Source organism: Bryocella elongata, from assembly GCF_900108185.1.
Lineage (GTDB): Bacteria > Acidobacteriota > Terriglobia > Terriglobales > Acidobacteriaceae > Granulicella > Granulicella elongata.
Genome location: NZ_FNVA01000002.1, coordinates 292,038 through 317,872, shown reverse-complemented (window position 1 = coordinate 317,872; position 25,835 = coordinate 292,038). Strand labels below are relative to the sequence as shown.

The 25,835-nt window shown below is 63.6% G+C and carries 31 protein-coding genes; 11 read left to right on the top strand and 20 right to left on the bottom strand.

All coding sequences use genetic code 11. The features are described from left to right. Positions 1 to 82 precede the first annotated feature (82 nt). The gene (locus C4S68_RS07635) at positions 83 to 901 is read right to left on the bottom strand and encodes a hypothetical protein (protein ID WP_103932463.1); all 819 of its coding nucleotides are present in this window, start codon (positions 899 to 901) and stop codon (positions 83 to 85) included. Positions 902 to 1,195: 294 nt separating this feature from the next. Between C4S68_RS07635 and C4S68_RS07630 the strand changes: the two genes are divergently transcribed. From C4S68_RS07630 to C4S68_RS07620, 3 genes are all read left to right on the top strand, one after another. Then, positions 1,196 to 1,420, top strand: coding sequence for a Sec-independent protein translocase subunit TatA/TatB (locus tag C4S68_RS07630; RefSeq protein WP_103932462.1), 225 nt, complete (start codon positions 1,196 to 1,198; stop codon positions 1,418 to 1,420). A gap of 137 nt (positions 1,421 to 1,557) precedes the next feature. Continuing rightward, positions 1,558 to 2,466 carry a polyphosphate kinase 2 family protein gene (locus tag C4S68_RS07625; RefSeq protein WP_103932461.1) on the top strand — a complete coding sequence of 303 codons (909 nt, stop codon included), beginning with the start codon at positions 1,558 to 1,560 and terminating at the stop codon, positions 2,464 to 2,466. 65 nt (positions 2,467 to 2,531) lie between these two features. Next, positions 2,532 to 2,741 (top strand): hypothetical protein, encoded by a 210-nt coding sequence (locus tag C4S68_RS07620; protein ID WP_103932460.1) that lies wholly within the window; start codon positions 2,532 to 2,534, stop codon positions 2,739 to 2,741. Positions 2,742 to 2,747: 6 nt separating this feature from the next. Here the strand turns inward: C4S68_RS07620 and C4S68_RS07615 are convergent, their stop codons facing one another. Beyond that, positions 2,748 to 3,647, bottom strand: a complete 900-nt coding sequence (locus C4S68_RS07615; protein ID WP_103932459.1) for a DMT family transporter — start codon at positions 3,645 to 3,647, stop codon at positions 2,748 to 2,750. A 5-nt stretch (positions 3,648 to 3,652) separates the two neighbouring features. Next, positions 3,653 to 5,026 carry a VWA domain-containing protein gene (locus tag C4S68_RS07610; RefSeq protein WP_235011444.1) on the bottom strand — a complete coding sequence of 458 codons (1,374 nt, stop codon included), beginning with the start codon at positions 5,024 to 5,026 and terminating at the stop codon, positions 3,653 to 3,655. Between the two features lie 317 nt (positions 5,027 to 5,343). Here C4S68_RS07610 and C4S68_RS07600 point away from each other — a divergent pair, with 317 nt between their 5' ends. Beyond that, the gene (locus C4S68_RS07600; protein WP_235011443.1) at positions 5,344 to 6,483 is read left to right on the top strand and encodes a VWA domain-containing protein; all 1,140 of its coding nucleotides are present in this window, start codon (positions 5,344 to 5,346) and stop codon (positions 6,481 to 6,483) included. 22 nt (positions 6,484 to 6,505) lie between these two features. Here the strand turns inward: C4S68_RS07600 and C4S68_RS23145 are convergent, their stop codons facing one another. The 16 genes from C4S68_RS23145 to C4S68_RS07525 form a co-directional block, all read right to left on the bottom strand. Further along, the gene (locus C4S68_RS23145) at positions 6,506 to 6,667 is read right to left on the bottom strand and encodes a hypothetical protein (RefSeq protein WP_160115051.1); all 162 of its coding nucleotides are present in this window, start codon (positions 6,665 to 6,667) and stop codon (positions 6,506 to 6,508) included. Positions 6,668 to 6,796: 129 nt separating this feature from the next. Continuing rightward, on the bottom strand, positions 6,797 to 7,498 hold the full coding sequence (locus C4S68_RS07595) for a 1-(5-phosphoribosyl)-5-[(5-phosphoribosylamino)methylideneamino]imidazole-4-carboxamide isomerase (protein WP_103932457.1): 702 nt from the start codon (positions 7,496 to 7,498) through the stop codon (positions 6,797 to 6,799). A 43-nt stretch (positions 7,499 to 7,541) separates the two neighbouring features. Then, positions 7,542 to 7,961 carry a hypothetical protein gene (locus C4S68_RS07590; RefSeq protein ID WP_103932456.1) on the bottom strand — a complete coding sequence of 140 codons (420 nt, stop codon included), beginning with the start codon at positions 7,959 to 7,961 and terminating at the stop codon, positions 7,542 to 7,544. 168 nt (positions 7,962 to 8,129) lie between these two features. Beyond that, positions 8,130 to 8,909 carry an imidazole glycerol phosphate synthase subunit HisF gene (gene hisF / locus C4S68_RS07585; protein WP_103932455.1) on the bottom strand — a complete coding sequence of 260 codons (780 nt, stop codon included), beginning with the start codon at positions 8,907 to 8,909 and terminating at the stop codon, positions 8,130 to 8,132. A 3-nt stretch (positions 8,910 to 8,912) separates the two neighbouring features. After that, a complete protein-coding gene (gene hisH / locus C4S68_RS07580) occupies positions 8,913 to 9,524 on the bottom strand; it encodes an imidazole glycerol phosphate synthase subunit HisH (RefSeq protein ID WP_103932454.1) in 612 nt (203 codons plus the stop codon). An 18-nt stretch (positions 9,525 to 9,542) separates the two neighbouring features. Continuing rightward, positions 9,543 to 9,797, bottom strand: a complete 255-nt coding sequence (locus C4S68_RS07575) for a DUF2164 domain-containing protein (RefSeq protein WP_235011442.1) — start codon at positions 9,795 to 9,797, stop codon at positions 9,543 to 9,545. 51 nt (positions 9,798 to 9,848) lie between these two features. Further along, complete coding sequence (locus C4S68_RS22900) at positions 9,849 to 10,136, bottom strand: hypothetical protein (protein ID WP_146072066.1); 288 nt, start codon at positions 10,134 to 10,136, stop codon at positions 9,849 to 9,851. Beyond that, positions 10,133 to 10,771: an imidazoleglycerol-phosphate dehydratase HisB gene (hisB, locus tag C4S68_RS07570; RefSeq protein WP_103932452.1), complete on the bottom strand. Its 639-nt coding sequence runs from the start codon at positions 10,769 to 10,771 to the stop codon at positions 10,133 to 10,135. Before hisB ends, C4S68_RS22900 begins: the two co-directional genes overlap by 4 nt. After that, positions 10,768 to 11,004, bottom strand: coding sequence for a hypothetical protein (locus tag C4S68_RS07565; protein WP_103932451.1), 237 nt, complete (start codon positions 11,002 to 11,004; stop codon positions 10,768 to 10,770). Before C4S68_RS07565 ends, hisB begins: the two co-directional genes overlap by 4 nt. Continuing rightward, positions 10,997 to 12,145 carry a pyridoxal phosphate-dependent aminotransferase gene (locus C4S68_RS07560; protein ID WP_103932450.1) on the bottom strand — a complete coding sequence of 383 codons (1,149 nt, stop codon included), beginning with the start codon at positions 12,143 to 12,145 and terminating at the stop codon, positions 10,997 to 10,999. The genes C4S68_RS07565 and C4S68_RS07560 overlap by 8 nt, the downstream gene beginning before the upstream one ends. A 36-nt stretch (positions 12,146 to 12,181) precedes the next feature. Then, a complete protein-coding gene (gene hisD / locus C4S68_RS07555) occupies positions 12,182 to 13,441 on the bottom strand; it encodes a histidinol dehydrogenase (RefSeq protein ID WP_103932449.1) in 1,260 nt (419 codons plus the stop codon). A 35-nt stretch (positions 13,442 to 13,476) separates the two neighbouring features. After that, positions 13,477 to 13,953 (bottom strand): hypothetical protein, encoded by a 477-nt coding sequence (locus tag C4S68_RS07550; protein ID WP_103932448.1) that lies wholly within the window; start codon positions 13,951 to 13,953, stop codon positions 13,477 to 13,479. 369 nt (positions 13,954 to 14,322) lie between these two features. Next, the gene (gene hisG, locus C4S68_RS07540; protein WP_103932446.1) at positions 14,323 to 15,198 is read right to left on the bottom strand and encodes an ATP phosphoribosyltransferase; all 876 of its coding nucleotides are present in this window, start codon (positions 15,196 to 15,198) and stop codon (positions 14,323 to 14,325) included. A gap of 102 nt (positions 15,199 to 15,300) precedes the next feature. Continuing rightward, positions 15,301 to 15,675 (bottom strand): phosphoribosyl-AMP cyclohydrolase, encoded by a 375-nt coding sequence (gene hisI, locus C4S68_RS07535; protein ID WP_103932445.1) that lies wholly within the window; start codon positions 15,673 to 15,675, stop codon positions 15,301 to 15,303. Positions 15,676 to 16,000: 325 nt separating this feature from the next. After that, positions 16,001 to 16,678, bottom strand: coding sequence for a carbonic anhydrase (locus C4S68_RS07530; protein ID WP_103932444.1), 678 nt, complete (start codon positions 16,676 to 16,678; stop codon positions 16,001 to 16,003). Positions 16,679 to 16,748: 70 nt separating this feature from the next. Continuing rightward, positions 16,749 to 17,333, bottom strand: coding sequence for a thioredoxin family protein (locus C4S68_RS07525; protein WP_103932443.1), 585 nt, complete (start codon positions 17,331 to 17,333; stop codon positions 16,749 to 16,751). A 108-nt stretch (positions 17,334 to 17,441) separates the two neighbouring features. Here C4S68_RS07525 and C4S68_RS07520 point away from each other — a divergent pair, with 108 nt between their 5' ends. Beyond that, a complete protein-coding gene (locus C4S68_RS07520; protein WP_103932442.1) occupies positions 17,442 to 19,541 on the top strand; it encodes an alpha/beta hydrolase family protein in 2,100 nt (699 codons plus the stop codon). A gap of 30 nt (positions 19,542 to 19,571) precedes the next feature. Continuing rightward, positions 19,572 to 20,144, top strand: a complete 573-nt coding sequence (locus C4S68_RS07515; protein WP_103932441.1) for a D-glycero-alpha-D-manno-heptose-1,7-bisphosphate 7-phosphatase — start codon at positions 19,572 to 19,574, stop codon at positions 20,142 to 20,144. 9 nt (positions 20,145 to 20,153) lie between these two features. Here the strand turns inward: C4S68_RS07515 and rfbC are convergent, their stop codons facing one another. Next, positions 20,154 to 20,717, bottom strand: coding sequence for a dTDP-4-dehydrorhamnose 3,5-epimerase (gene rfbC / locus C4S68_RS07510; protein WP_103932440.1), 564 nt, complete (start codon positions 20,715 to 20,717; stop codon positions 20,154 to 20,156). 99 nt (positions 20,718 to 20,816) lie between these two features. Here rfbC and C4S68_RS07505 point away from each other — a divergent pair, with 99 nt between their 5' ends. The 5 genes from C4S68_RS07505 (at position 20,817) to C4S68_RS07485 (ending at position 25,819) form a co-directional block, all read left to right on the top strand. Further along, positions 20,817 to 21,131 carry a DciA family protein gene (locus tag C4S68_RS07505; RefSeq protein WP_103932439.1) on the top strand — a complete coding sequence of 105 codons (315 nt, stop codon included), beginning with the start codon at positions 20,817 to 20,819 and terminating at the stop codon, positions 21,129 to 21,131. A gap of 20 nt (positions 21,132 to 21,151) precedes the next feature. Continuing rightward, entirely contained in the window at positions 21,152 to 21,499 is a 348-nt protein-coding gene (gene gatC, locus C4S68_RS07500) for an Asp-tRNA(Asn)/Glu-tRNA(Gln) amidotransferase subunit GatC (protein WP_103932438.1), read from the top strand. A 125-nt stretch (positions 21,500 to 21,624) separates the two neighbouring features. Continuing rightward, complete coding sequence (gene gatA / locus C4S68_RS07495) at positions 21,625 to 23,079, top strand: Asp-tRNA(Asn)/Glu-tRNA(Gln) amidotransferase subunit GatA (protein WP_103932437.1); 1,455 nt, start codon at positions 21,625 to 21,627, stop codon at positions 23,077 to 23,079. A 144-nt stretch (positions 23,080 to 23,223) separates the two neighbouring features. Further along, positions 23,224 to 25,314 (top strand): TonB-dependent receptor, encoded by a 2,091-nt coding sequence (locus C4S68_RS07490; RefSeq protein WP_103932436.1) that lies wholly within the window; start codon positions 23,224 to 23,226, stop codon positions 25,312 to 25,314. A gap of 190 nt (positions 25,315 to 25,504) precedes the next feature. Beyond that, a complete protein-coding gene (locus C4S68_RS07485; RefSeq protein WP_103932435.1) occupies positions 25,505 to 25,819 on the top strand; it encodes a hypothetical protein in 315 nt (104 codons plus the stop codon). Positions 25,820 to 25,835: the final 16 nt, after the last annotated feature.

Sequence of the window (25,835 nt, the reverse complement as noted above, 5' to 3'; positions counted from 1 at the left end):
AGCTCTCATGTTTCGTTCGAAAAGACGAAGACCCTCCAGAGGAGGGTCTTCGCGACAACGGAGAACGGAAAACCGCTTCTCCCTACCGCGCGCCGAAGCGCCACAGGATACCACCGCCGAGCGAGAAGTACTCGCGGGTCTCGGTGCCGAAGTGCTCGAAGATCATGTCCGGCGAGAGGCGCACCGCGAAACGGCTGCTCTGGTTGAAGTCGATCGAACCACCGACCGCACCCCAGGGAGCTGTGCTGTTGCAGTACAGGCCGAGGTTGCCGGTCTGTCCTGCCGTCTGCTGCGCGGGGCAGGCAGAGACGGGGCTTCCGCCAGGGTAGTTCTGCGTCGCGTGGTCGAAGATGCCGTGCGAGGCGCCAGCCTGTGCGTGGTAATCGATGGCGAAGTAACGATTCTTGAAGCCGCGATAGACCACGCCGCCCGAGAAGACGTGCTGCATGACGAGCACGCGGTTAAGGTGGACGTTCTGCGCATTGCCGGGATTCGGGATTGTCGGCGTGGTGCCCGCTTCGAAGCGGTAGTCCCCAAGCACACCGAGGCGGCTTACAGGCCCCTTGCCCAGCCAGTAGGTGAACTGGCCTTCGCCGCCGCCCATGTTGTACTTCGACTGCAGATTCTGTCCGGCCTGGCCGTTCATGAAGCTGAGGCCGCCGAAGAGCTCATAGCGGTTGTTGTACTTGGGGCCGGTGTAGGCCGTCAGCTGGGCCACGGGTTTGGGCTGCATGGGCGCCGTGCCGGGTGCAGCAACAACCTGGGCGCCCGCAGCGCCGCCAATCACGCCGGCCAGGGCCAGCAGCAGGGTCGCGGCTTTACGCGAAGTCAACTTGGTTGCCAGCGAGCTCGTGGTGTTACGCATCGCCGTGTCTGAACGCATGAATGTCTTGTGCAGCATCGTCCTCAAACCGCGCCCTCGTGGTGTGCGCCGTAAAAAATAGCGCCGGGGCGCCTTCGAACCTGCCTGTACCGCGAGCAGCCCACAGGGCGGCCCAGCTTTGGTGTCCGTGCCTCAAGGATATACCGGCGCGGGCGTCTTCGGCCCGATCCGGCCATCTGTATGGCGATCTCGCACGATTAACTCTTGCCCTGTTGGACGAAGCAAAACGCTGTGCGGCAGCGCACATGCCCGCTGAACCCCAAACGTGCGACAATGTTCGGAGTCCGCGTCTGCGCGGCCCGGAGTCTTTTTATGGGTGAACTTTTCCAGCCTACACATCTGCTCGTGATCGGCGTGATCCTGCTTGTACTGTTCGGCGGCAAGAAGCTGCCGGAGCTCGGTAAGGGTCTGGGCGAAGGCCTGCGCGGCTTCAAGGAAGGCATGAAGGGCGTTACCGAGGATCCGGCCAAGCCCGGCGAGACCGCACACGTCGTGACTCCCAAGGCCGAAGACGCAACCAAGCCCCCCGTCGCGTAACCGCGCGGCCAGCCGCATCCAGCGGCGAAACATCAGGCTCTTCGAGAGGCCCGGCAGATGCCGGGCTTTTCTGCGTCCGGACATCCGCCCGCACCTCCCCTCGCATCTCGCATCCCGTATCTCGCATCTCTCTTTGAATGAAGCTGAAGAGCCCGTACCTGATCAAGCCGCATACGAAGGTCCGCTTGTCCTCGCACTCCACGAGCGCGCACGACGGCCTCAACGAAGGCGCCGCCCAGGCCGTCTTCGTCGAGCACCGCACCAGGCTCGAGGACCTGCAGGAGCGCTTCTACGCCGCTCAGTCCAGGTCCGTTCTGCTGGTGCTGCAAGGCATGGACACCGCCGGCAAGGACGGCACCATCAAGCACATCTTCTCCGGCGTGAACCCGCAGGGCTGCCAGGTCGCCAGCTTCAAGGTGCCCACGCCGATCGAGGCGCGGCATGATTTTCTGTGGCGCTGTCACGCGCAGGTGCCGCCGCGCGGCATGATCGGCATCTTCAACCGCTCGCACTACGAGGATGTGCTCTCACCCTGGGTCCATGGCACGCTCAGCGACAAGCAGCGCCGCCTCCGCTTCAAAGACATCAACGAGTGGGAGCAGACGCTTACCGACAACGGTGTGGTGATCCTCAAGTTCTTCCTGCACATCTCCCACGGGGAGCAGACCCAGCGCCTGCAGGAGCGCATCGACACGCCCTCCAAGCACTGGAAGCTATCTCCCGCGGACTTTGAGGAGCGGCCTTTCTGGCCGAAGTATCAGCAGGCTTACGAGGAGATCCTGCGCCACACCAGCCCGAAGCACGCACCGTGGTTCGTCATCCCCGCCGACCACAAGTGGTACCGCAACCTCGCGATCTCGAAGATTCTCGTCGATGCGTTGAGCTCGATGAAGCTCGAGTACCCGGTGGCCACCTTCGACCCCAGCGGCATCAAGCTGGGCAAGGAGAGCCCCAAGGCGGCAGCGAAGCAGGTGAAGATCCGCACCGACCGCGAAAAGCGTGCGCCGGATGCCGATTCGATGAGCTACGGGAAGAAGAGCCAGTAGGAATTTGCTGGACTTCTTTGGAATGCTCGGTTATTTGTAGCTCATTCCACGCAGAGGTCTACACCATGGGCGAGTTATTCCAGCCAGCGCACCTGCTGATCCTGATGATCTTCGGGCTACCTTTTTCCGCGCTGGTCGTCCTGCCGTTCTGGATGATCTTCAAGAAGGCCGGCTTCCCAGCGGCGCTCTCGCTCCTGATGCTCGTCCCCATGGCCAACATCATCGCGCTCTACGTGCTGGCGTTCTCACGCTGGAAATCCACACCGGCGGCTTAGCCCCGCCTACAACGTAATCATCACCACCGCGCCCAGAGCCAGCAGCATCCCGCCGAGCTGCCTTCGCGTCGGCCGCTCGTGCAGGCGCCAGGCCGCGAGCAGGATCGTCCCTGCCGGATACAGGCTCGCCAGCACAGACGCCACGTCCAACCGTCCCAGCCGCGTGGAAGCCACGAAGAGCAGGTTACCGCCCGTATCCAGCAGCGCGATCCCCATGGCCCAGGCCACCGCGTTGCGGCTGAGCCATCGCTTCGGCGACCTTGCCTTGCTGAAGATGGAATATCCGGCCAGGAGCACAAGGCAGGTTGCAAGGCTCGAGGAGCGGGCCAGCGCGATCGGCTCCAGCACACCTAACGGGTTCGCGAACTTCAGCGCAGTGAAATAGAAGCCGAAACCCACACCGCCGATGAGCGCGAGGGTCATCGTGCCCTTTGCCGCGGCACCGTCGGCATTCTCCGGCGAAGGCCCCGCTGCGATGGCCCAGATGGCTGCGCCAGCCAGGACGAAGCCAGCGATCGTCAAGGCTCCGGGCCGGCCTTCCACGAAGGCTGAGACCAGCGCAGGAATGGCCGCCGCCAGCAGTCCGCTTAGGGCAGCGGAGACGCCCATTTCCCCGCGTGAGAGCGCGATATAGAACGCGGTGAGGGAGACTGCCGCGGCAGAGCCTGCCGCCAGGGCCCAGTACATGGGCGCGCCTAGCGGCCACACCGCATGCAGGGCGAAGAGAACCGCCAGCAGCACGGCGAGACTCGTGGCATGGCCCACGATGACCACCCGCAGCGCGCCGCGCGTGGCGTCGCCCGCGTCTTCGGCTGCGTACTTCGCGCCCATGCCGCCGGAAAAGTCACCGCCGCCCCAGGAGGCGGCGGCAGCGAGAGCTACAAATGCATTGGAAGGAAACGGCATCCTGACTAGGGCGTGGGCGCGTTGGACGACGGCGGAGTGATCGAGCTGGCGCTCGCCGTGGGGTAGTACCCCTTCTTGGAGATGATCTCCAGATTCGGCCGAAGGACGCGCACCTCGACGGTGCGGTACTTGCCGTCCAGCACGCTCTCGTTCGAGTAGTAACCGAGCGTGTACTGCGAGCGGACCTCTTCGCTGATCTTCGCGAAGCTCTCCTCGATCCCCTTGGGGCGGAACTCCGGATCGCACTGCCCGCCAGTGGCGGCGGCATAGCGCGGCAACACGTTGTCTCGCATCGTCAGCGGGAGGTGGATGCGGTCGAGGAAACCCATGCCCGGAACGCTGGAGTCGCCCACCAGCGTGGCGTAGACCGCGATGCTGTGCGCCTGCAGGAACTTGATGACGTCCTTCTCCTTGGACTTGGAGCCGTACTCCTTGCCGTCGGAGATCACGAACAGAACGCGGCGGCGATTGTTCGGCGTCTTCGCCAGTGCCGCTGCAGCCGTCAGGATCGCGTCGTTGAGGGTGTGGAACTCCTTCTCCGGGTAGACCGTCCCATTGCCAGCCGCCGAATGCGTGGGGCTGGTGTTGGGATCGACGTCGAAGCCGTTCTTGTAGGTCGTCTGACCAAGCGGGCCGGCTCCATACCAGACCTGGTCGCGTCCAGCGGTCTTGGAGCGATCCAGCACCACGGCGAGACGCTGACTCTGCGCGGCGGTGAAGTTGGTCTGCTCGGTGACACCGTTGTTGTAGGTGAAGACCGCCATCTCGTCGTATGGAGTGAACGCACCCTGCAGAGCGTGCAGCGAGGTGTTCACCTTCTCCATCGTCTGGAAGTCCACGCTCTGGTCGACGACCAGCGCTACAGAGATCGGGAACGGATCCGAGGACCAGTAGGTGATGTTCTTGCGCACACCGTTCTCGAAGACCCGGAAGTCGCGCCACGTCAGGCCGGGGTACAACTTGCCTTTGGAGTCCTTCACCGTGACTGGGACCTGCACGAAGTTGACGTGCACCCGGATGATGGATGCAGAGCTCTCCGGGCCCGTAGGCATGGGCACCGGACCGTCCTCGTCCTCCGTCTGCTCCTTGGTGGCCGAGGTTGGCAACTTGCCGGAGGGAGCGATCCCCCCGTTCTCCTTCACGGCCTGGGCTTCGGCGGCCTTGTCTTCGGCAGGGGTGGACGCCTGCGCTGGAGGGGTCGCAGGCAGCGCCTGGCCCACGGGAGTCACAGTGTTGAGATCAGGCAGCGTCTGTGGCCGCGGAGCGTCCGGGATGCTCTGCTGACCGCCCTGTGCTGCGGCGGTTCCGCCTGCGATAGCCAGTGTGAGCACTGTTGCCATCACCATGCCCGTCGTCTTCAATGTGGTGCCCAACGCCATACGTCCTCTTTTCAGCCTCCGTGACCAGTTTTGGTCCCGGCTTCAAATGCCTGTGGTTCAAAATACCCTTTGAGAGTATCAACAAAATCAACGCAACCCTACCCGCTCAAACGTATCGGAAGCGCATGCGCGTGACCGGCTTCCGTTCTCTCGCGGTGATGGTTCTATTTGCTCTGACGCTTGACCCCACCGCAACGTTGCGCGGGATTCCCACCGGATCGCCCCCAAACTGCATCATCGGGCGACGCCCCGCCCGCCGGATGCCGATTGTGTCGCCAAAACAGCCCGCCAACCCGTCTAATAGGGCGAGAGACCCCATGCCGCTTCAGCCTACTCGCCGATTCCCCGTCTCCCTGCTGCCTTCTGCATTCTCGACGCCCTCTACCATCCTGCCAGCGATGGCCTCGCTGAGCCTCGCCGCGGGCCTGCTGCTGACGCCGGCAGCGCTGCACGGGCAGTGCGCTCCCTCCGTGGACGCTCCGCCGCCGCCCTCGACGGCCGCGGCGCCCTCCGATGAAGGCCCGATCCTTCACGACGGCCAGACCCTCAAGGTCAACGTCAACCTCGTCGACGTGTACTTCTCCGTCCGCGACAAGGGTGGGTTCGTTACCAGCCTGAGCAAGGACTCCTGCCAGATCGCCGAGGACAAGACCCCGCAGACCATCAAGCGCCTCACGCTCGAGAAGAATCTCCCGCTCACCATCGGCATCCTCCTCGACACCTCCGGCTCCCAGGAGCACGTCCTTCCCCTCGAACAGGACGCCGGCTCACGCTTCCTCCGCGAGGTCATCACCCCCAAGGACGAGGCCTTCCTCATCTCCTTCGACGTGAACGTCGATGAGCTCGCCGACTTCACCAACTCGCCCCGCGAGCTCACCCGAGCCATCAACAAGGCTTCCATCAACGAGGCTTCCAGCTCGGCAGGCGTCCCCGGCATCGGCGGCGGACCGTTCCCCACCTCGAACCCGCGCGGCACCCTGCTCTACGACGCCATCCACCTGGCCTCCACGGAGAAGCTCCAGACCCAGGCCGGCCGCAAGGTCATCATCGTGCTCACCGACGGTCAGGACCAGGGCTCGCAGTACCGCATCAAGGACGCCATCGAGGCCGCGCAAAAGGCCAACGTCATCGTCTACCCCATCCTCATCGCCGACCGCGCCATGTACGCGTCGTACGGCGAGATCTACATGGGCTCGGGAGCGATGAGCCAGATTGCGGAGCAGACCGGAGGCCGCGTGATCAACGTCGGCAACAACGGCCGCAAGCTTGACGACGCCTTCGACCAGATCCAGGATGAACTCCGCTCGCAGTACATCGCCAGCTACACGCCCACCAACAAGACCGCCGACGGCAAGTTCCGCAAGATCGAGATGGACTGCGGCAAGGGACTGAAGATCCAGGCCCGCAAGGGGTACTACGCTGTGCCGGGTGGCGACGACCCTACCGGGAACCAGTAGGAATCGATTCCGCCATCCAGGCCTAGAAGAAGATCGTCTGCACGATGATTGCGAGAATCAGCACGCCTGCCGCCGCAATGACGGCGATGGCGGCCTGGGTCCACAATAGACTGTCGCCCGAGAAGAACCGCTCCACCATGCCTCGCGGCTCTTCGATCAACCCGTACTCGTTGCCCACGTTCACTGGAATCCCACCTCGTTCTCGCGCCTTGGGCGCAAGCCGGGGCATCTTCCGCAGCACGGGTGCCCCACGGGCCACTTATCGGCCCGTGGCTCGAAACGCTTCAATGAAAATTCGTGCAGCCTGCGTGGCTTACGCGTCCATCGCTCCCGAGTAGACCGCCATGCCCGCGACGGCGTCCACGCCCATGGCGTCCAGCTCGTCGATCTCGCGCTGCTCTTTGATTCCCCCGGCTACGATCAGCTGCTTCGCCGTCGTCGACCTGAGAATCGCAGCCACGTCAATCGGGAAACCGCTCATCGTGCCTTCGGTGTCCACGTGGGTGTAAAGGAACGCCGAGCAGGAGTCCTCCAGCCACGTCACGGCCTCTTCCGGTGTGAGCGCGACCGAGTCCTTCCAGCCCTTCACCGCCACCTGGCCCTTCTTCGTATCCACGGAGAAGCACAACGCGTCTTCGCCAAGCACCTTCTTCAGGCCCTCGGCGAACTCCAGTCTGATGAGCTTGTGGCGGCGTGCTTCGCCGTCTTCCGAGGTTCCAAACAACGATGACCCGTAGATCACGCGCTTCGCACCCAGGTCCAGCAGCCGCTTGCCGTCTTCGGCCGAGCGCAGACCGCCGCCCACCTGACATGGAAGCCGCTTGCAGATCATCGCAACGAGCTCGGCGTTCGAGCCCTGCCGCATCGCGGCATCGAGGTCAATTAACTGCACCAGCGGATACTTCGAGAAGCGTTCGATCCAGTATTCGAAGTCATCAAACGCCAGCTTCAGGGTCTCGCCCTGGACGAGCTGCACAATGCGGCCGCCCATCAGATCAATGGAAGGAATGAGCATGCTTCTATTGTCGCAGCAGACAGGTCGCGAGCATCGCGACTCGCTAGCGACGGTGCGTGGTCATCGACGATGGAAAGGTCCAGCTGCCGTTGACGCTGCCGGTCTGAGGAATCACCATCGTTCGCTGCAGCGTGCGCGAGGACCAGTCCTCGGATTCGCTGGAACTCAGACCATCACCGGCAAGGACACGCCAGAGGGCCTGCCAGACCACGATATTGCACGGCACGGTGAGAAGAGCCAGCAGCAGCGTCCAGGGTACGCCAGGCATGGCCCTGCGCAGCTGTCCCTGTTCGACCACCAGACGCAGCGCAGTGGTGGAAGGGTCCTGCACCCTCGCGCAGATCGTCTGCACGGCCGTTGGCTGAGGCTTTGTGCCCTGTGCTGGTTGCGCTGGAAGGAAGCTCGTACCCAAAGCCGCCGCGACCTGAATCACGGCAATCACGATCAACGACTTTGCACGCACACTGACCTCCTGGTAACCAGACGGAGGTACCTATCGACGTAGATCAAGGAGTGTTGCGTGGTGTACTCGCAGACAACAAGCTCCGCCGCGCCGGGGACGAAGCGTCGCAAATTGCGGCATCCGCGTCACTTGCGCTTCGAACTCTATCCGGCAACACGACTTACAGGGCTAACAGGGCAAACGCATCGGCACGCCCGCACGCGCGACCTCCGCCTTGAGCACGCGGGAGTCCGTTACACCGAAGTGGAAGATGCTCGCAGCCAGCGCTGCGTCAGCCTTGCCTGCAAGAAAGACCTCTGCAAAGTGAGCCGCCGAGCCAGCACCGCCCGAAGCGATGACCGGGATCTGCACCGCCTCGCTCACCGCTCGCGTCAACTCGCAATCGAAGCCGTTGCGCATGCCGTCGGAGTCCATCGAGGTCAGCAGAATCTCACCCGCGCCACGCGCCTCGGCTTCAATCGCCCAGTCGACGACACGCAGCCCCGTCGGCTTGCGGCCACCACTCACGTAGACCTCGGCTTCGCGCACGGGATCAGCACTGCCAGCCGCACGCCGCGCATCGATCGCGACGATCACCGCCTGCGCTCCGAAGCTCGAACCAATCTCGCCGATCAGCTCGGGCCGCGAGACTGCAGAGGAGTTGATGGAGACCTTATCCGCGCCCGCATCGAACACCGCGGCAGCCTCTTCCGCCGAACGAATGCCTCCGCCGACAGTGAACGGCACAAAGAGCTGCGAGGCGGTGCGCTTCACCGTTTCCAGCAGCGTGCCGCGACCTTCATGAGTCGCAGTAATGTCGAGCAGCACGATCTCGTCGGCTCCGGCAGCCGCATGACGATGGGCCAGCTCCGCCGGATCGCCGGCGTCAATGATGTCGACGAACTGGATACCTTTGACAACGCGGCCTCCGCGTACGTCCAGGCAGGCGATGATTCGTTTAGTAAGCATGTCCTACAGCTCCAGAAAGTTCTTCAGCACCTTCAGCCCGGTCTCCGCTGACTTCTCCGGATGGAACTGCACACCCATCACGTTGTCGCGCTCGACCGCACCGGTAAAGGCACCGCCATACATCGTCGAAGCTGCGGTGTCCGCACCTAGCGGCGCACGCCACGAATGCGTGTAGTACACAAAGCTTCCCGGCGTGACGTCCTTCAACAGCCGCGAGTCCGCGCGCACATCCTCCAGCGAGTTCCAGCCCACGTGCGGCGACTTCAGCTCCGCGCCCTCATACGCTGCGGGAAAGCGCTCGCACTGCCCTGCAAAGTGGCCAAGTCCTAACGTATTCGGAGCTTCGGTCGACCCTTCATACAGCCACTGCAATCCAACGCAGATGCCCAGGAATGGCGTGCCCTTGGCCGCGATCTCGCGCACCGCTTGCGTCAGCGCAAGGTCTTCCAACAGCTGCGTCGCCTGAAAGTGCCCCACGCCCGGGAGCACCACCTTGTCCGCCCGCAACACATCATCCGGCTTCTGCGTCACGACGATGTCGTCCGCACCGAGAAACTTCAGCGCCTTCACGACGCTGGTAAGATTGCCCGCTTTGTAGTCAATGACTGCGATCATGAAGTCCCTTGCGCCCGCCTATCGCCGCTTGCTCTTCTGCTTCACCCAGTACGTGAAGGCGTCCTCATTCAGCTCACCTTCAAGGTCTTCGATACGTTGCGTCATCCGCGTTGCGGCATCGCGCACCCCCTGGTTGTAGAGCAGCGGCCCAACCTCAGTGAGGAAGAAATCCAACAGCAACCCGGCAGGCAACTCACCGATCGGCTCCGGCAGGTTGCGCTCGAAGTACTGCTGCATCGACGCAATCGCTTCCGCGCGATTCTCTTTCGACAACTCAACGGTCATCAATCAACCCCTCGAACTTTAGCAATCAGAGCCGCCATATCAGTGATAGATGGCCCAGGCCATGATCCTGGCGCCGGCAGTCATAATCACAGCAACAGCGGCAATGGTGAGCGTCACCGCCTCGTAAAGACGGACACCTTTGTTCGCACGCAGCGGATGCAGGAGAACCGACGCAGTCATCGCGCAGAGCAGGACGATGCCCATGAGAGTCCACGCTCCAAGATCCATGGGCGGCCTGGGATGAGAAAAGCAAACCCCGATCGCAGCCAACGCGCAAACTGTCGCGGCAGAGGCGAGGTAGATGCGCCGCAGTGGAGCGAGGCTCACAGCAACCCCTTCGTGCTCGGCAGCAGCTCCCGCATGCGCTCATCCTTCGAGCAAGCTCCCCGCATCGCTCGCGCAAACGCCTTGAAGATCGCTTCAATCTTGTGATGGTTGTTACGCCCATACATCGTCTTCACGTGCACGTTGCACTTCGCTCCACGAGCGAACCCATCGAAGAAGTCCGGCACCAGCTCGGTGACAAGGTCACCAACCACCGGCGCGGTCAACTGATCATCCACCACACAAGCCACGCGACCCGAGAGATCGACAGCAGCGACAGCCAGCGTCTCATCCATCGTCATCACAAAGTATCCCGCCCGCAGGATGCCGCGCTTGTCGCCGAGAGCTTCGGCGAAGGCTTCCCCCAGCGCGATGCCCACATCCTCGACGGTGTGGTGCTGGTCGACGTCGAGGTCCCCGATGCACTTCAGCTCCAGGTCGAAGCCGCCATGCTTGGCAAAGCTCTCCAGCATGTGGTCGAAGAAGCGGATACCCGTCGACACCTTGTACGTGCCCATGCCATCCACGTTCAGCCGCAGCGCAATGTCCGTCTCCAGCGTCTTACGGTTCACGGTGCCGATGCGTTCGGCCTCAACAGCGACGGGCGTCACGCCCAGCTCACTTACGATCTCGCTCATGCTCTTCCTCCCCTGCCTGTCGCGGCGGACAGGCTCTTGCGGCGCTTCTGCAACCGCTTGACCTTGACCAGCTGCACGACCACATAACCGAACGCGCAGAGCAGATAGGCCCCGTAGAGCCACACCACTAAGGGGAACTTCTGCCCCAGCGACGCCGCAACGCCACTCATGGCTACAACGCTGCCAATGATGAGCAGCCCCTTGCGCTGCGCGGAGCTGACGCCCTTACTCATACTCATACTCATGCCCTTCGCTCGAGGTCCCGCGTGCATGCCGCGCCTCGGCAGGCGTCCAGCCGATGGCATCAAGCGAATCCTTCAACGCTGCGAGGCCCTGCGTCATCTGATCTTCGAGACCGATGGTGAGTCGCACATAGCCATCGCAGCCCGGATCGGAGGAACGATCGCGCAGCAGCACGCCACGCTCGCGCATCGCTTCTACCAGTTGCTTATGCTTCGGGCCGATATCCATCAGCACGAAGTTCGCGGCCGAAGGCCACGTAGGGACGCCCAGCTTCGCAAGCTCCGCAAAAGCCCGCTCACGCCCTGCGCGCATCTGCGCAACGTACCAGTTGAGGTAGTCCTCATCCGCAATCGCTTCAGGCAGCACCGCCAGCGCCACACCGTTCACGTTGTACGGCGAGCTCGCCTTGCGCAGGAAGCCAAGCAGCCGCGCATCGCCAACGACCATGCCCACGCGAAGGTTCGCGAGGCCATACGCCTTCGAAAACGTACGCGTGACCAGCAGGTTGGGGATGCAGTTCACTTCGTCAAGCATCGTCTCGCCGTGGAAGTGGAAGTACGCCTCGTCCACCATCAACACCGCATGCGGCGCGGCGGCGGCGATGGCCAGCAGGTCTTCGCGAGCGACCGTCGCACCCGTCGGATTGTTCGGCGAAGCCACGATGATGAGCTTGGTCTTCGGCGTGATGCCTGCAAGAAAGCGCTCGCGTGGGAAGGCCAGCGAGTCATCGCTCTGCACACGCTTGAGGCCCGGCGTCATTAGGCTGATCGAGACGTCGTACATGAAGAAGCTTGGCACCCACACCAGCGCCTCGTCACCCTCATCAAGAAAGGTGCACGCGATGAGATGAATCGCTTCATCGACGCCGTTGGTGAGCAGCACCTGCTCGCTCGCGAGGCCAAAGTGTGCCGCGACGATGCGCTCCACCGGCGTGCGCTCGGGATAGATCGTGAGCCCTTCCGCGCTGAGCTGCTGAAGCTTCGCGAAGACACGCGGACTCGGCGCAGAGGTGTTCTCGTTGAAGTCCAGCCGCAGGGCATCGCGGCCAGCGAGCGGCGGGTGATACTCGGGCATCGCGAGCACGCGGGCCCGCGGCTGCACCAGCATTACGTCTTCGGCGGTGAGAGCCATGGTGATCCTTCCAGCGAGTGAAAACGGTGCAATAACCTAGCGCATGCGGACGCGAACACTGTCCGCATGGCCCTTGAGGCCTTCGGCTTCGGCGAGCGTGATTGCGTGCGGCCCAACGACACGCAACGCGTCCAGCGTGTACTGCTGCACGGTGATGACCTTGATGAAATCCAGCACGCTGAGCCCACCGCGCACGCGGCCATTGCGGCCCGTGGGCAGCACATGATTCGGCCCGCTGATGTAATCGCCCATGGACTGCGGCGTGTGATTTCCAACGAAGACCGAACCGGCGTTCTTTACCCAACGCAGGTCCGCGCCGCTATCGACCGTGAGGTGCTCTGGCGCGAGACGATTCGTAAGCTCACGAGCTTCATCAGGGCTCTGCGTCACGAAGGCATAGCCCTGCGCTGCAATCGACTGCTCTGCAATGGCATTGCCCTGGACCTGGCGCTTCACTTCAAGGACCACGGCCTCGGCAAGCTCTTCGTTCGGAGTGATGAGGACCGCGAGTGCCTCGGGATCATGCTCGGCCTGCGCGACGAGATCGGCTGCGACGCCATCGGGATCACCGTGCTCTGTGGTGACGACGATCTCCGTCGGCCCAGCCGGCATATCGATGCCGCACTCAAGGCTCACGATCGACTTGGCCGCAGTCACATAGATGTTGCCCGGACCGACGATCTTGTCCACGGACTCGATGCTCTCAGTCCCGTACGCCAGCGCTGCAATGGCCTGTGCGCCGCCAATGCGATAGAACTCCGTGACACCGACGAGGTGTGCGGCCGCGAGCGTCTCCTGCGCGGGCTTCGGCGAGCAGACGACGATCCGCTCCACACCAGCGACCTGCGCTGGCGTGGTGGTCATCAGCAGCGTCGAAGGCAGCGGGTACCGTCCACCAGGAACGTAGCACCCCACACTGACCAGCGGCCGAATGACCTGACCAACCTCCATGCCCTCGCTCGGGCGGAAGCTGAAGGCACGCGGCAGCTGCTTCTCCGCGAAGATGCGGATGTTGGCCTGCGCCATGCGCATGGCAGCCTTAAGCTCTTCGCCCAGTGACTCCCAGGCGGCCTGCATCTCCTCACGCGTCACGCGCAGAGACTGCCCCGGTGCGAGGGCATCGAAGCGTTCGGCGTACTCGCGCAGTGCAGCATCACCACGCGAGCGAACGGCGTCGAGAATCTCATGGACGACGTCGTCAACCTTGGCGGTGTTGGTGGCGCCGCGGCGCTCTATCTGGCGAATGGCGTTCTCAGCAGCGTTAGCGGTCTCGCCATATGTCTTCAGGATCTTCATCGTTGGTTGGGTGTCCTCGGGGTCAAACAGAAGATTTAGCGGCGACGGCCCATGTTGGGCGGAATGTACCCGGTCTGTTGCTGGCGCGGAGCGCGGCCCGGCGAGCGAAGCTGCTGCTGCATCATGCGGCGCTCATCACGCGAACCGGTCATTACGACCCGCTTGGCCGAAGCTTCGCTGGCGGGGTAAACGCGCTTGGGGTTCTTGGGATCGAGCACCACGGGGATGCGCATGCCAACCTCAAGCCGCTGATTGGCAGGCACGCGGGTGCTCATCGATACGTCGCGCGACTCGGTGGTGCCCGGTTCCTGCACGCGCATGTTGATCTTCACGAAGTCCGCCTGCAGTTTGCCGAAGACCTTCACCGGCTCCGACGAGACGAGCGTGGCATAAACGACCGTGCCCGTGGCATCGATCTTCTTCTGCCGTGCGCGCTCCAGGAAGTAGCGCACGGCGGCGAAGATACCGACGGCCAGGACGACGATCAGGGCAATGATCAAAGGACTCTTCATCGTTGTTCTCTCCTAAGCTGCATCGTCGATGTGCTTCCCCGATGCCGCTCCCGCTCGTACAAGAATCTGCTCGCACATCGATCGAACTTGAGGTGCAATCTGAGTTTCAAAACGAGCCAACTGTTCCAGTCTCGCAGGCAGAAAATCCGGGTGCCAATTTTCAGCGAGGCGACCCACAGGAAGATCATCCGTCTCACTGTTGATGGCCTTGATCAGAATCTTCTCCTCTTCGGAGAAATACTCTGGAACCCAAGACGTGTAAGGCGACAGAGACAAGCAAAGTTCGGCAGGGCCCAATGATCCATCGATTCCCGCTCGCGCGAGTACACGAGCCTTCGCCTGCAGTCGCCGTCGCCTCACGTTTCCTCCCTACAACACAACCTTCGACAACGGATACTCCACAATCCCCGTGCCGCCCGCCGCCTTCAGCTGCGGAATCACATCCCGCACCGTCGACTGCTCCAGGATCGTATTCACCGCCACCCAGTTCGAATCATGCAGCTGGTTCACCGTGGGCGAGTTCAGCGCCGGCAGCACGGCCAGCACGGCGTCGAGGTTCGACTTCTCCACGTTGAGCATCAGACCCACCTGGCTTTGCGCTGCCATCGCTCCGTTCAGCATCAGGCTCAGCGTCTCGATCTTCTCGCGCTTCCAGTCGTCGGCCCAGCTGGTCTTGTTCGCGATCAGCTGAGTCTCGGACTCCATCAGGGTCTCGATGATGCGCAGGCGATTCGCGCGCAACGAGCTTCCGGTCTCGGTCACCTCAACGATGGCATCGGCCAGCGTTGGCGGCTTTACTTCGGTCGCACCCCAGCTGAACTCCACCTTTACGTTGATCTTCTTCTCAGCGAAGTAGCGCTTGGTGTACTCCACCAGCTCCGTCGCGATGGTCTTGCCCTCGAGATCTTCGGGCTTCTGGAAGGGCGAGTCCTCAGGCACCGCGAGCACCCACTTCACGCGGGTGTTGCTCTGCTTGGAGTAGGTCAGCGACGTGACGCGCTCCACGTCCGCAAGGTTCTCGAGCACCCAGTCATTGCCCGTAAGCCCAGCGTCGAGCGCACCATGCTCCACATAGCGGGCCATCTCCTGCGCGCGCACCAGCATGCACTCAATCTCGGTGTCGTCGATCGTCGGAAAGTAGCTCCGGCCGCTCGCGTAGATGTTCCAGCCAGCGCGTGCAAACAGCGCCAGCGTTGCGTCCTGCAGACTGCCCTTCGGGATTCCCAGCTTCAGCTTGTTGGCCATGATGTTGTCCGTTATCCGTTCCCAGTTGTTCGTTCTCAGTTGTCCGTTCTCCGTTTGTTCAGGGTCGTCGGCTCGGAGAACGGAGAACCGACAACGGAGAACCTAGGCCTTCTCGAAAGGGATCGGCTTGGTGAAGCAGCTCACCGTGCCTTCGTGGCACACCAGGCCATCGCCTTCGACGACGACCTTGAAGAGCAGAGCATCGTTATCGCAATCGGTGGCCATCTCCACGACCCGCAGGCGATTGCCGCTGGTCTCGCCCTTCATCCACAGCTTGCTCCGGCTGCGTGACCAGAAGGTGACGAAGCCGTTGCGAAGGGTGTGCTGGTAGCTCTCCTCGTTGAGGAAGCCGAGCATGAGCACCTGGCCGGTGGCGGCGTCCTGCACAATGCCGGCGACGAGGCCGCCGGTCTTGGCGAAGTCGATGAGGGGGCTGGGTGTGGTGGAGTTCGTGGGCTGCGTCTGCTGGTCTGCCATGGTTTCCTTGCTGGATGTCCTGCTGAAGTTCCTGGTGCCAATCCTTCGTTAATTCGTTGATCTGCCGGCCCGGTGTGCTCTTCGCGACCGTCCGGTGTGCTGCGGGGAAGCCCCGTCACCGCGCAGCAAAAAGCCCGCTCGCGGTGTCGCGGCAGCGGGCCTGGTCCATTTCCGGTGAGCTTCGACTACTTCTCTTGTCCGGACAGAACCGCCGCCACACGCTTCGCATGGTGATGGTGGAGTCCGTGATGGTGCAGCCGAACGATCATCTCCTGTAAGGGTAGATGCCCGGGCCGCCCGAAGTCAATGCGCGCCACCCCGGATTTCAGACGCCGTCTTCCGGCGCCGGATCGATGAGGGTGAACGTGCGCTCGCCGTCCTCGGCCACACGCACCTCGCCGGTTCCGATGTTGTAGATCCATCCGCTCACCGTCAGCTCACCCAGCGCCATGGCGCCCGCGACCGAGGGATGCGTCTTGAGGTGCCGCATCTGCAGCAGCACATTCTGCTCCGTCAGCTCCAGGATCAACGGCTTGTCGCTCCCCTGAGCCACATCCCGCTCGTTCACGGTCTCGGCAACGGTCAGCGCTGCGTGAGCGTTCGTCAGCCAGTTCGTCACAGCCGGCAGCTTGCCGCTGTTGTCAGGCGCAAGCAACGCCTTCATCGCGCCGCAGTCGGAGTGGCCGCAGATCACGATGTGGCGCACCTTCAGCCCCGTCACCGCAAACTCCACCACCGCGCTCACACCACCCAGCATCTCGCCATACGCCGGCACCATGTTGCCGATGTTGCGCGTCACAAAGACCTCGCCCGTCGTCGTGCTGGTGATCAGGTTGGGGTCCACGCGCGAGTCGGCGCAAGCGATGAACAGCGTATGCGGCCGCTGCGGCTCGCTTCCGGCCTGCGCAAACTGCTCCGCGCGTTCGGGATAAATCTGGGTGCGAAAGCGGCGCACACCTTCCTTCAACTGCTCAAGCGTCTCATCCATAGTGCCTGCGTTCATTCCTTAGAAACTGTATGCCCCAGCGCTCAGCTAGAGGCGAAAAGCTAGGCTAGAAGCTAGAAGCTCGCTTCTACTCTTTCCACTTGATGTTGCAACCAATGCTGCTCACCTGATGAGCGTCGGGAAGCTTGCCCGCTACCACCGCATCCAGCGCCGCGCGGAGGTCTTTGCCTGTCACCGGGATGTCGTTGCCAAAGTCCTTGCGGCGCGGGCGAGAGTCGTCCAGCTGGCCGCGATAGACCAGCTTCAAATCGGCGTTGAAGACGAAGAAGTCCGGGGTGCAGGCAGCTTCATACTCACGCGCCACCTCCTGCGTCTCGTCGAAGAGATATGGAAACTCCCAGCCCAGCCGCGACGCCTGCTCGCACATCTGATCGGGGCCATCCTCCGGATACTGCACGATGTCGTTCGAGGAGATCGCCGCCATCGCGATGGGCCCATTGCCGCCCTGGAAGTAATCCTTGCCGATGCGCGCCAGCTCCTCTTCCACATGCTTTACATAGGGACAATGCACGCAGACAAAGGCCAGCAGCAGGCCCTTCCGTCCGGCAAAGATGTCGTCGCGGCCCAGCGCCTTGCCGCTGACCACATCGGGCAGCTCAAACGGCGGAGCGATGGTGCCTAGCTCGACCATCGTGGATTCAGTTCTCGACATTGCGGCGGACCTCCACCTGCCATGATAGCGTTCGCGCGTCCTGTCAGTGTGGCGTTCGCGTGAACGCCCTTGCCAGGGGTCTATCTCCGGATGTATCAAGTGGGCACCATGTCAGACAGGTTTTCGCCGCGCGCCCGATTCGCCTCCCTCCTGTTGATGCCCCTGCTTCTGACGCACGCCCTCCACGGGCAGACGGCAAAGCCTGTCCCCAGCCCCGGCCGCGAGTCGCTGAACAAGGAGCTGAACGCCCTCGCCGCGAAGGAGACCGCTGCCCGCCGCGCCAAGGTTGCTGCCATCGCGAGCAACGCCGACGCCGAAGCACGCCAGCACGAGGTGCGCGCGACCATGCTTCGACTCCTCGGACCGCTGCCTGGGCGCACGCCGCTCAACGCGCAGGTCACCGGCTCCACGCAGTTGGAGGGCTTCCGCGTCGATCGCGTGCTCTATGAATCTCAGCCGAAGTTCTACGTGACGGCGCTGCTCTACGTGCCCGACCGCCCCAACGGCAGCGACATGACCACGAAGTTCCCAGCCATCGTCATGGCGCCCGGGCACGCTCCCAGCGGCAAGGCCGGGGACGTCGCCTTCGCCGAAGCCTTCGCCCGCGCAGGCTTCGTTGTCCTCAGCTGGGACCCCTTCGGCCAGGGCGAGCGCCTGCAGTATCCCGATCCGCAGCACGAAGGCAAAACGCTGGCGAAGGCGCCCACGGGCGAGCACGGCGAAGCGGGCCTGCAACCCACCCTCCTCGGCAACGCCATCGCGCAATACATGCTGTGGGACGGCATGCGCGCCGTCGACTATCTCACCTCGCTACCTGAGGTCGACAGCAAGCGCATCGGAGCCTTCGGCTGCTCCGGCGGCGGCACCGACACAGCACTGCTGGGCGCGCTGGACACACGCGTCGCGGCCATCGGCGTGGCCTGCTACATCACCAGCTTCGACGCCCTGCTACCCTCCCTCGGCCCCCAGGACGCCGAGCAGTCCATCCCCAACTTCATCGCCAGCGGTCTCGACCTGCCGGACTGGGTCGAGGTTGCAGCACCCCGTCCCTACGCCATCATCTCGACCACGGAAGACATGTTCCCCTTCGCCGGAGCGACCACCAGCGAAGCCGAGGCGCAGAAGTTCTACGCTCATCTGGGCGCGGACACGAACCTGACCTGGATCAAAGGCCCCGGCCACCATGGCAACCTGCGGCCCATCCTTCCGCAGATCCTCGCCTTCTTCACCGCACACCTTCATCCCGACGCGGCCTACGCGAAGAACCTTCCTCCAATCACCGATCCCTTCACCACCGTTCTTCCGGTGTTGAAGCCCACACCACCCGATCCCAAGCTCACGCAAGTGACGCCGACCGGACAGGTCGCGACGTCCTATCCCGACGCAGCCACCGTCTTCACGCTGAATCGAGCCCGCGCGGAGAAGGTCGTCACGCCACATCCGAAGGGACTTCTCGCGATGCAGCAGGCGGTGCGCAGCGTGACGCATGCGATGGCGATCCCCGGCAGCTGCCATCTGGAAGGTCTTGAGGGCAGCTGCACGCTGTCTCCCTCCGCCACAGTTTCGATCGCCGGCAAGGACATCGCGCCCGGCCTGCTGGAATTGACCTTCACGTATCCCGGAGGCAGCAACTTCCACGCTTTGCTGGGAAGCAGCGCGTTGTCACAGCCGAAGTATGGAAAGCTGCTCCTGACCAACGAGTTCGACAAGACCGGCGAGCCCACGCCGTCGCTACGAGAGAAAGTCCTCAAACAGAGCAAGGAGGGAGGCGTGGTTCTCGCGATGCAGCCGCGTCCATCACCGCAAGGCAATGAAGAATCCAAGGCTGGCGTTCTGGGAGAGTTCTATCTCACGGAGCTGCGTGCCGAACTCACTGGCCGCACGCTCATTGGTCTCCGCGTCGACGACACCATCGTCGCGGCAAACTACCTCGCAACGTTGACAACCCAGCACTCGCAGCCAGCCCACACCCCGCGGCTTGCAGCCGAAGCCTCCGGCCACTACGCCCTCGTGCTGCTCCACGCGGCCGTGCTCGATACGCGACTCAAGTCCGTTCTCGTCCTCGGCGAGATCATTAACTACCGCGATCTCATCGCCGATCCCATGCCCAGGGACGCGCCCGAGGACATCCTCCCCGGCGTCCTGAAGCACTACGACGTCGATGACCTGTACCAAGCCGTGGGCACGAGGCTCGTGCCCACGAAGTAGGGCACAGTGCAAAGCTTGTAAACTTGGCGTGTGCCTGAAGAAACCACGCTAAGTCCTGCCCTCTTTCTCGACCGCGACGGCGTCATCAACGTCGACACCAACTTCCTCTACAAGATCGAGGACGTCAAGTGGATCGAGGGCATCTTCTCGCTCGCGACCACCGCGACACGGCTCGGCTACAAGATGGTCGTGGTCACGAACCAGTCCGGCGTAGCGCGCGGGCACTTCACCGCGGAAGACGTTGAGACGCTCATGGACTGGATGGTCGCCGAGTTCGCCGCCCGCGAGGTCCCGCTGACGGCGTACTACTACTGCCCCTTCCATCCGGGCCACGGCGACGAGCGCTATCGTCGCGAGCACGAGGACCGCAAGCCCTCGCCCGGCATGTTGCTCCGTGGCGCACGCGAGCACGCCCTCGATCTCTCGCAGTCCGTGATGATCGGCGACCGCTGCACGGACATCGGCGCAGCCAACAACGGTGGCCTGCGCCAGGCGTTCCTCATCGCCGGCACCGAGACCGGCCCCTGCAGCGGCAGCTACATTCCCGTGGATAAGCTCGCCGAAGTGGAGCAGTGGCTGATCGCGAACACGCCCGCGCAGTAAGCCCGGACGTCAGTAGACCTCAGCTGTCGCGAAGGGCGAGCCCTTGAGGTCCTTCGCGCTGAGGTCCGGCGCGGCGCCGCCCAGCTTATCCAGCGGCCACGCGATCGCCAGCTGAGGATCGTCCCAAAGGATCGACCGCTCACCCGCGGGATAGTACCCGCGCGTGGTCTTGTAAAGAACCTCGGCTGTCTCCGACACCACCACGAAGCCGTGCGCGTAGCCTTCGGGGATCCACAGCAGCTCCAGCTGCCCAGCTTCATTCAGCGGTCGCAGGTCGAAGCCTGCCCACTGGCCGAACTGCGGCGAGTCGCGACGCACATCCACGGCGACATCCCAGATATGCCCGCTGAGCACGCGCACGAGCTTCCCCTGCGGCTGACCGAGCTGGTAGTGCAGCCCACGCAGCACACCCCGGCGCGAGAACGACTGGTTGTCCTGCGCAAACTCGGCAGGCAGTCCAACGGCCGCAAAACGCTCCGCGTTGAATACCTCGGTGAACCATCCACGGTCGTCGCCATGCATGCGTGGCCGAACCAGCTTTACGTCCCGAAGGGGGGTCTCCACGATCTCCATGTTGTTCACGATAACGCATGAGAGACTGAGCTCGGCCTACCCCAGAGGCGTTGCGATGACGCTAATCGCTCGTCCTGCACCGGCCCACCGGAGGACAACATGCAGCGCATGCGCGACGTTCTGCGAGAGAGCCTCGGCCTGAGCCTCGATGCGCTCAGCGAGCTCGACCGGCTGGCCACCGCGTGGCCTGTCGCCTGCGGAGCTTCCCTCGCCCGCCATGGAGAGATCGTCGAACTCGACGCCGAGCGCACGGTGCACATCCGGGTCGAAGGCGCGGAGTGGATGCGCGAGTTCCTCGATATGCGGTCTTCTCTGCGCCAGAACCTCGCCCGCATCGCTCGCGTCCCGTTGAACGGGATACACTTCGAAGAGCAGGGCCGCGCGGCAGAACGCGCTCGCCGCCCAGCGCGATAACCACTTCGAACGGAGTACGCATGGCTGACACCCACACTGCGGAGAACCAGACCGCGGGCGTGTCCGAACAGGACGTCCGCCACGTCGCCAACCTCGCCAACCTGGAGCTCACCGACCAGGAGCTGCCGCGCATGGTTCGCGACCTGAACTCGATCCTGAACTACATCGCCGAGCTCAACCAGCTGGATACCGCTGCCGTCGCTCCCATGGCCCAGGTGGGCGAGATGCTGGGCCTCACGCCGGACGGTGCAGGCAACACGCTGCGTCCCGATGTGGTGCGGCCCTCCGTGGACCGGGCCGCCGTGATGGCCGCTGCTCCCGAGACCGATGGCCGCTTCTTCAAGGTCCCCAAGGTCATTGAGCGTTAAGAAGCCCGCGAGAATCGAGCACAACGTTTTGTTGGGGATGGGCTTCAACCCGTCCGTCAAAGCACAGGAACGAAGGGGCTTCAGCCCCGGAGGGACAATTCCCCTCGAAGGACAGACGAACCCTGATGTCGAACGCACTGAATCTGGAGACACTCACGCTGGCTGAGGCCCGCGCCGCCGTCGTGGAAGGCCGCACCTCCGCCGCCGCGCTGACGATGGAGCACTACGAGCGCATCGCCACCATCGACACGCACGTGCACAGCTACCTCGCGCTGACCCAGGAGCGCGCCCTCGCGCAGGCGGAGAAGATCGACGCTGCCGTGAAGGCTGGCGGCCAGCTCGGTCCGCTTGCTGGCGTGCCCGTCGGCATCAAGGATGTGCTCGCCACCCGCGGCACGGTGACCACCGCCGGTTCAAAGATTCTCGAAGGCTACAAGCCGCCCTATGATGCGACCGCCGTGCTGAAGCTCGAAGCCGCTGGCGCCATCGTGCTCGGCAAGCTCAACTGCGATGAGTTCGCGATGGGCAGTTCCAACGAGAACTCGGCCTATGGCCCCGTGATGAATCCCAAGGCTCCCGGTCACGTTCCGGGCGGGAGCTCGGGCGGCTCGGCGGCATCGGTCGCTGCTGGCCTTTGCGTGGCCTCGCTGGGCACCGACACCGGCGGCTCCATCCGCCAGCCTGCGGCCTTCTGCGACGTCGTCGGCGTGCTGCCCACCTATGGCCGCGTCTCGCGCTTCGGCCTCATCGCCTTCGCCTCTTCGCTCGACCGCATCGGTCCGTTCACGAAGAACGTCGCCGATGCGGCAACGATGCTCGAGGTGCTCGCTGGCCCTGATCCGCTGGACGCGACCAGCTCGACCACAGCGCCGCAGAGCTACACCGCCGAGCTGGCCAAACCCGTCAGCGGCCTCCGCATCGGTATCCCCGAGGAGTACTTCGGCGAGGGCCTGAATGACGATATCCGCGCCGCCATCGAGAAGAGCCTTGACGCCTTGCGCGAGCAGGGTTGCGAGCTGGTCAAGATCTCCCTGCCGCATACCAAATACGCTGTGCCGACCTACTACGTGATCGCGACCGCCGAAGCCAGCGCCAACCTCTCGCGCTTCGATGGCGTGCGCTTCGGTCACCGCTCCGCACACTCCGAGACGCTCTCCGCGATGTACAAGAACTCGCGCGAAGAAGGCTTCGGTCCCGAGGTCAAGCGCCGCATCCTGCTTGGCACCTACGTGCTCTCGGCGGGCTACTACGACGCCTACTACCGTAAGGCGCAGCAGGTACGTGCTCTGCTCACGCAGGACTTCCTCGCGGCCTTCCACAAGGTCGATGCCATCGTCTGCCCGGTCACGCCGTCGCCGCCGTTCAAGTTCGGCGAGAAAACCGATGACCCCGTGCAGATGTACCTCGAAGACATCTTCTCCGTCGCTGCATCGCTCGCCGGCATCTGCGGCATGAGCGTGCCCTGCGGCTACACCCGCGATAACCTCCCCATCGGCGTGCAGGTCCTCGGCAAGCACTTCGACGAGGCCACCATGCTGCGCGTCGGCGCGGCCATCGAAGCCGCACGCAAGGCCAGCTAAGCTTCACGATCACCTTCGTCTTGCGTCAGGGCTGCTGCGTCTACCGATGCAGCAGCCTCATTCTTTGCCCACGTCCTTCTTGGCCACGTCCCTGTCACCGTACCGCTACGTCCGCGCACCCACCACCCGTGAGAGCCTGAAAGCATGAAGCACCTCGCACGCCGCCACCTTTGGGCCGCCCTCTGCATGAGTGGCGCGATGGCCGCACGCGCGCAGAGCACACCCACACCCGCAAGCACCAGGCCCACAGCGCAGGACTCCGTGACAGTCACCGCCGACCGCGGCCTCGCGGGCATCAACGACTCCGCGACCAGCACCACCACCCTCAGCGCCGAGCAGATGCAGCAGCAACCCGGCCTTTCACTCGACGATGCGCTGCACCAGGTCGCAGGCTTCACCCTCTATCGCCGCACCGGCTCCTGGACCGCCAATCCGACGACCGAAGGCGTGAGCCTGCGCGGCCTCGGCTCAACCGCCGCCAGCCGCACGCTCGTCGTCAGCGATGAGGTGCCGCTCAACGATCCCTTCGGCGGCTGGATTCACTGGGACGAGATCCCCGCGCTCGCCATCGATCGCGTGCAGCTGGAACGAGGCGGAGCCAGCGATCTCTACGGCTCCAGCGCCATCGGCGGCGTGGTCAACGTTGTGCCCGTTGAGCCGGGCACACGCCATGGCGAAAGCCTGCTCTTCTCCGCCGACGCAGCAGGCGCGAGCGAGAACTCCGCCAATCAGGATGCCCTGCTCTCCACCACATCGAAGCGCGTTGCCTTCCTTGGCGCGGAGAGCTTCCTCACCACGGGCGGCTACATCCCGACAGCACCGTCATTGCGAGGCCTCGTGGACATTCCCTCCAACGTGACCAGCGAAGCCGGTCGCGTGGGGCTGCGAGGCTTTGCGTTGCAGCAGAAGGCCTCGGCCTTCCTGCGCGGCAACGTATTGAACGAAGCTCGCAGCAATGGCACGCCGCTCCAGACCAACGGCACGCGCTTGTGGCGCTACACCGCCGGCGCCGACTACGCTGCAGGAAAGTCCACTGCATTGCTGAGGCTCTACGGCGCCCGCGAAGCCTATCGCCAGAGCTTCTCGTCGATCGCCACCGATCGCAACTCCGAGACGTTGACCAAGCTGCAGCGTGTGCCACTCGATCAGGCCGGCCTCGTCGCGCAGGCTGCGCGTGCGATGCCGCATCAGCTCACCGCAGCGGTCGGCTTCGACATCGACGACGTGCGCGCGACCGATAACGAGGCGGCCGTATCCAAGATATTCGCCACCGCCACGACCAGCATCAGCGCTCGTCAACGTGAGACCGGGGGCTTCGTCGATGCCATCTGGACGCCGCGCACGTGGTCGCTTTCGGGCTCAGTACGTGTGGACAGCTTCCACACCTACGATGCCCGGCAGGCGGTCTCCACCTCGAGCACAATCGTTCCCCTGCCCGACGTCAGCGAGCTGGTCGCTAGCCCGCGACTGGGCTTGGTCTTTCAACCTCAATCGCATGCGTGGCCGCGCGGACTCGCGCTGACGGCAACGGCCTTCCGTGCCTTTCGCGGGCCCACGATGAACGAGCTTTACCGCACCGGCCAGGTGGGTCAGCAGACCACACTCGCTAACCCTTCCCTGCACGCGGAACGCGCGACGGGAGCCGAAGGTGGCATCGAGCTTGATCGGCGCATCGGCCATCTGCGCGCGACCTACTTCTGGACCGAGGCCAACCGTCCCATCTCCGCAGTGTTGCTCTCGCAGACAGCCACGACACAGACGCTGCAACGCCAGAACCTCGGGCAGATCCGCAGCCGAGGCATCATGCTCGAAGCGCAAAGCGCACGCTGGCGCGGCCTCGATGCAAGCTTCGGCTATCAACTCGCCGTCGCAACGGTGACAGCCTTCAATACCAGTTCCACCGTGCAAGCCAACCTCAAGGGCAACTGGATCCCCGAAGTGCCGCGCGAGATGGCGACAGCTACAGCCAACTACAGCGCGCCGCACGTCGCGAGCTTCCATGCCATCGTGAGCTACACGGGCCAGGCCTTCGACGATTCGTCGAACCAGTACCTTCTGCATCCCTATGCGCGCTTCGATGTCTCGGCGGATCGCTCGCTCACGCACGGGTTCAGCCTCTTCGCCGGTGCGCAGAACCTGCTCAATCGCTCCATCGACGCAGGCCGCACCCCGATCCTAACGCTGGCTGCGCCACGCCTTGTGCAGGGCGGCATTCGTTACACCTTCAAGCGATAGCGACGTGACAGCAACTGATGGCGATGCGAGGGTTCGCAGCTCGATTCTATTTCTCTCGCATAGCTGGAAGGCTCCTATCAACCGCAAATCCTGCTGAAAGTTGCGCGCAACCTCTGCGAGCTACTTGCGTTTCATTCAACATACGGAGCGCAGGTCAACGATGACCGAAAGCGCTCGGATAGGAGGCAATATGAAACTCGCAACCGTTGCAAACATCCTCAGGACCAAGGTGGCGCGAGGCGCCGCTGTTGCCGCCCTCGCCGCAGGTACCCTCGCCGTCGCGGCTCCTGCCGCACAGGCTCAGCGCTTCTTCGTCGGAGTGGGAGTTGGCCCCCGCTACGTGGCGCCCCGTCCGGTATATGTTGCTCCGCAACCCTACTACGCCGCTGGCCCGGCGGTCGTCTATGGCGGCCCGGCGTATGGGTATGGCTACTATGACCGCTTCCATGGCTGGCATCGCGATTACGGCTGGCACCGCGGCTATGAGGGCCGGTGGCATCGCTAAGCGATAACCGACAGCT

Bases quoted from the DNA above. Each gene is read 5' to 3' on its own strand.
- C4S68_RS07485 (WP_103932435.1), top strand. From the start codon at position 25,505: ATGAAACTCGCAACCGTTGCAAACATCCTCAGGACCAAGGTGGCGCGA.
- C4S68_RS07565 (WP_103932451.1), bottom strand. From the start codon at position 11,004: ATGAGTAAGGGCGTCAGCTCCGCGCAGCGCAAGGGGCTGCTCATCATT.
- C4S68_RS07530 (WP_103932444.1), bottom strand. From the start codon at position 16,678: ATGAACGCAGGCACTATGGATGAGACGCTTGAGCAGTTGAAGGAAGGT.
- rfbC (WP_103932440.1), bottom strand. From the start codon at position 20,717: ATGGAGATCGTGGAGACCCCCCTTCGGGACGTAAAGCTGGTTCGGCCA.
- hisH (WP_103932454.1), bottom strand. From the start codon at position 9,524: ATGATCGCAGTCATTGACTACAAAGCGGGCAATCTTACCAGCGTCGTG.
- hisB (WP_103932452.1), bottom strand. From the start codon at position 10,771: ATGAGCGAGATCGTAAGTGAGCTGGGCGTGACGCCCGTCGCTGTTGAG.
- C4S68_RS07620 (WP_103932460.1), top strand. From the start codon at position 2,532: ATGGGCGAGTTATTCCAGCCAGCGCACCTGCTGATCCTGATGATCTTC.
- C4S68_RS07525 (WP_103932443.1), bottom strand. From the start codon at position 17,333: ATGTCGAGAACTGAATCCACGATGGTCGAGCTAGGCACCATCGCTCCG.
- C4S68_RS07625 (WP_103932461.1), top strand. From the start codon at position 1,558: ATGAAGCTGAAGAGCCCGTACCTGATCAAGCCGCATACGAAGGTCCGC.
- C4S68_RS07490 (WP_103932436.1), top strand. From the start codon at position 23,224: ATGAAGCACCTCGCACGCCGCCACCTTTGGGCCGCCCTCTGCATGAGT.
- hisD (WP_103932449.1), bottom strand. From the start codon at position 13,441: ATGAAGATCCTGAAGACATATGGCGAGACCGCTAACGCTGCTGAGAAC.
- hisI (WP_103932445.1), bottom strand. From the start codon at position 15,675: ATGGCAGACCAGCAGACGCAGCCCACGAACTCCACCACACCCAGCCCC.
- hisG (WP_103932446.1), bottom strand. From the start codon at position 15,198: ATGGCCAACAAGCTGAAGCTGGGAATCCCGAAGGGCAGTCTGCAGGAC.
- C4S68_RS07595 (WP_103932457.1), bottom strand. From the start codon at position 7,498: ATGCTCATTCCTTCCATTGATCTGATGGGCGGCCGCATTGTGCAGCTC.
- C4S68_RS07560 (WP_103932450.1), bottom strand. From the start codon at position 12,145: ATGGCTCTCACCGCCGAAGACGTAATGCTGGTGCAGCCGCGGGCCCGC.
- hisF (WP_103932455.1), bottom strand. From the start codon at position 8,909: ATGCTTACTAAACGAATCATCGCCTGCCTGGACGTACGCGGAGGCCGC.
- C4S68_RS07550 (WP_103932448.1), bottom strand. From the start codon at position 13,953: ATGAAGAGTCCTTTGATCATTGCCCTGATCGTCGTCCTGGCCGTCGGT.
- C4S68_RS07615 (WP_103932459.1), bottom strand. From the start codon at position 3,647: ATGCCGTTTCCTTCCAATGCATTTGTAGCTCTCGCTGCCGCCGCCTCC.
- C4S68_RS07610 (WP_235011444.1), bottom strand. From the start codon at position 5,026: ATGGCGTTGGGCACCACATTGAAGACGACGGGCATGGTGATGGCAACA.
- C4S68_RS07635 (WP_103932463.1), bottom strand. From the start codon at position 901: ATGCTGCACAAGACATTCATGCGTTCAGACACGGCGATGCGTAACACC.
- C4S68_RS07505 (WP_103932439.1), top strand. From the start codon at position 20,817: ATGCAGCGCATGCGCGACGTTCTGCGAGAGAGCCTCGGCCTGAGCCTC.
- C4S68_RS07520 (WP_103932442.1), top strand. From the start codon at position 17,442: ATGTCAGACAGGTTTTCGCCGCGCGCCCGATTCGCCTCCCTCCTGTTG.
- gatC (WP_103932438.1), top strand. From the start codon at position 21,152: ATGGCTGACACCCACACTGCGGAGAACCAGACCGCGGGCGTGTCCGAA.
- C4S68_RS07630 (WP_103932462.1), top strand. From the start codon at position 1,196: ATGGGTGAACTTTTCCAGCCTACACATCTGCTCGTGATCGGCGTGATC.
- C4S68_RS07600 (WP_235011443.1), top strand. From the start codon at position 5,344: ATGCCGCTTCAGCCTACTCGCCGATTCCCCGTCTCCCTGCTGCCTTCT.
- gatA (WP_103932437.1), top strand. From the start codon at position 21,625: ATGTCGAACGCACTGAATCTGGAGACACTCACGCTGGCTGAGGCCCGC.